A 1404-nucleotide genomic window follows, 5' to 3' on the forward strand; every position below is an offset into this window, starting at 1 on the left:
GAGAAAAAGATTATCAACGAGGACAGTCAGCTTTAGAAAAGCAAATTTCAAAGACTCTATCACCAATTTTAAAATCATATTTGGAAGAGATTTTGTCAAGTTTTCATCAAAAACAAGTACATTCAGATAGTCGAAAGTTTTTGTCCTTATGTTACGATGAAACATGGACTGTATTTGATTATATTGAAAAAGATACACCAGTATTCTTTGATGACTATCAAAAATTGATGAATCAGTATGAATCCTTTGAAAGAGAATTAGCACAATACTTTACAGAAGATTTACAGAATGGTAAATCATTTTCTGGGATGCAGTATTTTGCAGATACAGAGCAAACCTATAAAAAACAAAGTCCAGTTACCTTTTTCTCCAATCTGCAAAAGGGCTTAGGAAATCTTAAGTTTGATCACATTTATCAATTTAATCAATACCCCATGCAAGAGTTTTTCAATCAATTTTCATTTTTAAAAGAAGAAATTGAGCGATACAAAAAAATGAACTACACTATTATTTTGCAGTCTAGCAATTCAATGGGAAGTAAGACGTTGGAAGATGTTTTAGAGGAATATCAGATCAAATTGGATTCCAGAGATAAGTCAAGTATCTGTAAAGAATCTGTAAACTTGATTGAGGGTAATCTAAGACATGGTTTTCACTTTGTAGATGAAAAAATTCTCTTGATTACTGAACATGAGATTTTTCAAAAGAAATTAAAACGTCGTTTTAGAAGACAACATGTGTCAAATGCGGAGCGATTGAAAGATTATAATGAACTTGAAAAAGGGGACTACGTTGTTCACCATATCCATGGAATTGGTCAATATCTAGGAATTGAAACAATTGAAATCAAAGGGATTCACCGTGATTATGTCAGTGTTCAATATCAAAATGGGGATCAAATCTCCATCCCAGTAGAGCAGATTCAGTTACTGTCAAAATATGTTTCAAGTGATGGAAAAGCTCCAAAACTTAATAAATTAAATGATGGTCATTTCAAAAAGGCCAAGCAAAAAGTTAAGAACCAGGTAGAGGATATAGCTGACGATTTAATTAAGCTTTATTCTGAGCGTAGTCAGTTGAAGGGATTTGCTTTCTCGGCTGATGATGATGAGCAACATGCTTTTGATGATGCCTTCCCTTATGTTGAAACGGATGATCAACTTCGTAGTATTGAGGAAATTAAGAGGGATATGCAGGATTCTCATCCCATGGATCGACTTCTGGTTGGGGATGTTGGTTTTGGGAAAACTGAGGTTGCAATGCGTGCAGCATTTAAGGCTGTCAATGATCACAAACAGGTGGTTGTTCTAGTTCCGACGACGGTTTTAGCGCAACAGCACTATACGAATTTTAAGGAACGATTCCAAAATTTTGCTGTTAATATTGATGTGTTGAGTCGCTTTA

General features: G+C 34.3%; 1 protein-coding gene. It reads left to right on the forward strand.

The window, feature by feature from the left end; all coding sequences use genetic code 11:
• On the forward strand, window positions 1-1404 hold a 1404-nt coding region (locus GMD4S_RS08885; protein WP_000342067.1), incomplete at both ends, for a CarD family transcriptional regulator.

It is taken from the genome of Streptococcus sp. GMD4S (assembly GCF_000296955.1).